At 47.6% G+C, this 3389-nt stretch carries 3 protein-coding genes and 2 pseudogenes; 4 read left to right on the top strand and 1 reads right to left on the bottom strand.

The window, feature by feature from the left end:
- The first annotated feature begins 207 nt into the window (after positions 1–207).
- From HMPREF6485_RS10635 to HMPREF6485_RS13720, 4 genes and pseudogenes are all read left to right on the top strand, one after another.
- Positions 208–525, top strand: coding sequence for a helix-turn-helix domain-containing protein (locus HMPREF6485_RS10635; protein WP_004346470.1), 318 nt, complete (start codon positions 208–210; stop codon positions 523–525).
- A gap of 3 nt (positions 526–528) precedes the next feature.
- Complete coding sequence (locus HMPREF6485_RS10640; protein ID WP_004346472.1) at positions 529–1806, top strand: type II toxin-antitoxin system HipA family toxin; 1278 nt, start codon at positions 529–531, stop codon at positions 1804–1806.
- A gap of 133 nt (positions 1807–1939) precedes the next feature.
- Positions 1940–2188, top strand: a complete 249-nt coding sequence (locus HMPREF6485_RS10645) for a hypothetical protein (protein WP_004346475.1) — start codon at positions 1940–1942, stop codon at positions 2186–2188.
- 128 nt (positions 2189–2316) lie between these two features.
- A pseudogene (locus HMPREF6485_RS13720) lies at positions 2317–2908 on the top strand (transposase).
- 17 nt (positions 2909–2925) lie between these two features.
- Here the strand turns inward: HMPREF6485_RS13720 and HMPREF6485_RS10660 are convergent.
- Positions 2926–3195: pseudogene (locus HMPREF6485_RS10660) on the bottom strand (helix-turn-helix domain-containing protein); the annotation flags it as partial.
- Positions 3196–3389: the final 194 nt, after the last annotated feature.

Consider the following 3389-nt stretch of genomic DNA (forward strand, 5'->3'; position numbering starts at 1 on the left):
CAGACCGCTATACCAAGTCCTTCTCGCTCAATACCGTTGTCAAGGCCAAGATGGAAATGATAAGGGAGGAAATAGACAGGGATTTGAGCAACATAAAGAAGAATTACCTGCAAAAGCTGTCTGATACAATTGATTTATTGTAAAAAGAGCCATAAAGTATTATTTATTACACATTATTTTGTATCTTTGCAGAGTAAAAGATACATTATGACGAAATTTAGCAAATCAAGCTGGATGACCCGTGGTTTGCAGCAAAAGCTGGACATCGTGGGAGAACAGTTCCGCCTCGCGAGACTTCGCAGAAACCTGACGATGGATCAGGTGGCACAGCGTGCGCAATGCAGTCGTCTGACGCTTTCCCGACTGGAGAAAGGGTCGTCTGCCGTTTCCCTTGGCGTGGTGGTGAGAGTGTTGAACGCCCTGCAACTCGAAGACGATATCCTCGGTCTTGCCAAGGACGACATCCTCGGCCACATGGTGCAGGATATGGAGATGAAGAACAGGAAAAGGGCATCAAAGAAATAGGAAATGGAAAAACTGGATGTGATGGCCGGTTTCGACTGGCTGGAAAAAGAAGAGAAAATCGGCACGCTGGAGCATGAGTCCCTGCGAGGGTCTGACGTGTTCTCATTTGAGTTCGACAAAAACTGGCTGAATCGCCATTCGGACATTATCCTTGGCAGAGATCTGCAGCCGTTCACAGGCATCCAATACAGCCCGGTTGGCAACCGCATCTTTGGCTGCTTCTCCGACGCGCTGCCCGACAGGTGGGGGCGACGGCTGATAGACCTCCGCGCGGCACAGGAACAGAAGGCAAAGGGCAGGACTGCACTATCAGACTGGGATTATCTTAAAGGTGTGGAAGATTCCCTTCGCATGGGCGGTTTCCGTTTCAAGGAATCTGCCGAAGGTGTCTATATCAGTGCCACGCCCGACTATTCCGTTCCACCTGTCCTTCACATCGACGAGCTGCTGCAAGCCGCCAGAGAGATAGAGAAGAGCGATTACAGGCACATGGCACCCGAAGAAAAGTGGGTACAGCGTCTTTTCCAACCCGGTTCCTCGATGGGTGGAGCACGTCCAAAGGCTTGCGTGGAGCGTGGAGGCCACCTCTATCTTGCCAAGTTTCCGTCGGTCAAAGACACGCTGAACGTGTCTCGCTGGGAGCATTTTGCTCATCTGATGGCCAAGGAGTGTGGCATCAGTGCCGCACAGACGGAGGTAATCACGGCTGGAACCGGTCAGGACATCCTGCTGTCAAGACGGTTTGACAGGACGGACGACAACCGAAGAGTTCACATGGCATCCTCCCTCACGCTGCTTGGTTTCTCGGACGGAGACGGCGAGAAGACCGGCAAGGGCTACCTCGACATGGTGGACTTCATCGTAACTGGTGGCGGCACAAGAATAGAGGCCGACCTAGAAGAGCTTTATAGAAGAGTAGCCTTCAACATCTGCATAGGCAATGCTGACGACCACTTCAGGAACCATGCCTTCCTGCTGGGCAAGCGAGGCTGGGAGTTTTCTCCTGCCTACGACATGAACCCGACCAACAGCCTCTATCAGGCCCTGCTGATAGACGTTCACTCTAACGACAGCGACCTGAACCGCCTGTACGAAGCCCACGAACTCTACATGCTGGACGATACCACCGCGAGGGGCATCATCATGGACGTAACCCGGAACATGAAGTATTGGGAGGCGATGGCGCAGGATGCAGGTCTTTCAAGAAGAGAAATCACCTACTTCTCCGACCGTTTTGAGAAGGGAATGTCCTCCCAGTATTCTTCGGGCCTACGGCTGTAAAAGGATAACAAGAATTATTCAACAAGAGGAAAAAACAAGCAACAATCCAAAATGATGAAATAATTTTATATATTTGATATACGAATATATCACATTGCAAATTAGCGCATCATTTAATCTAAAAAGGAATATTATGTTTGTAGTAGTATCATTGCCTGTCTATATTGGGGGATTAATTGGGAAATACGTTGGCAAGGCCATTCTTGGATTGTTGTGTCTGGCAGGGCTAATTCTCATCGGTCTCTTAAAGGCTGCTGGCAAGATTCTCACGCTTTTATTCAAATACATCCCCATTTGGGCTTCATGGGCATACGCAGAACTTTGTCTTTTTTATCGAAAGTACAAGACAGTAAAGGATGAAAACCGGACTCTTGCACCCTAAAAAAGATAGAGTTATAACCGATATAATACGTGAGTTCGGGTTAAGAAAGTTCTTATAAAAGTTGGTAATCTCACTTGTTTTTTGTAACTTTATAGTTGTAAATCAATAACTTACAAAACAACTAAGCGATGATTACCAAGGACAAAATTACAGAAATTTTCTGTATAATCGACGAGTTTGATAAGAATTTGAGTGCCGAATTTGCGAAAAACCTGCGTCTGCCGTCCCATAACAGTGACGGCAAACGCTACCGAAACCGCAAGGGCAGCCTCTCCGAAAGTGAGATTATGACCATTCCAGTATGCTATCATTTCGGCACATATCGCAATTTCAAGGAGTATTGATAGCAGGGTATGGACGGTGTTTGCAAAGGTCTTGTTTGGGAAGGTCTTCGCCGACAGAGGATACATCAGGCAGGAACTCTTCGAGAGCCTGTTCGGTCAAGGTATCCAACTCGTTCATGGGCTCAAGGCTAAGATGAAGAACAAACTGATGCCTATGTGGGACAAGATCATGCTGAGGAAAAGATACATCATCGAGTGCATTAACGAACTGCTCAAGAACAAGGCCAACCTTGTTCACTCGAGACACCGCTCGATACACAACTTTATCATGAACTTGTGTTCTGCCCTTACAGCATACTGCTTCTTTGAGAACAAGCCGGAGGCACTGCCGGTGTATGTGGAAAAATCAAGGCAGTTGGAACTTTTTTCATGCTAAACTTATCCCGAACTCAAGTATTGCTCCTCGATGATGGCTTGTTTTATTCTCCATACCAGCTCAGGGGCAAGCGCAGCATTGGAGGTGGAACGCTTCCTACGCGCCATGGCCTTGTCATGTGCCTTGAACCAGACATACTTGCCCGATGGATTGCCGTTGCGTTTTAATTCACGGGAAAGCGTGGATTGACTGATGCCCACAATATGGGCAATCTCTTTTCTTGGACTTTTTCTTTGGAGTAAGGCAAAAATTTGCGACCTTTGCTCCGAGGTTAATTGTTTATACATTACAATACAAAGATAATTAATCTTAGGGAGTCCCACAAAAGGGGGGCTCCTTTTTTTGTATTGCCGGTATCGCTCTTCGGGGCTACGCGCCCCGGCCGCGGGGCAAACCCGCGGTGTTTTTCATAGATTAGAGACCATGAAAAACGTGGCTGTTTGTTGCACTTCGATTTGGAATGTACATGTTGGTGTTCTCC

Source organism: Segatella buccae ATCC 33574 (genome assembly GCF_000184945.1).
GTDB lineage: Bacteria > Bacteroidota > Bacteroidia > Bacteroidales > Bacteroidaceae > Prevotella > Prevotella buccae.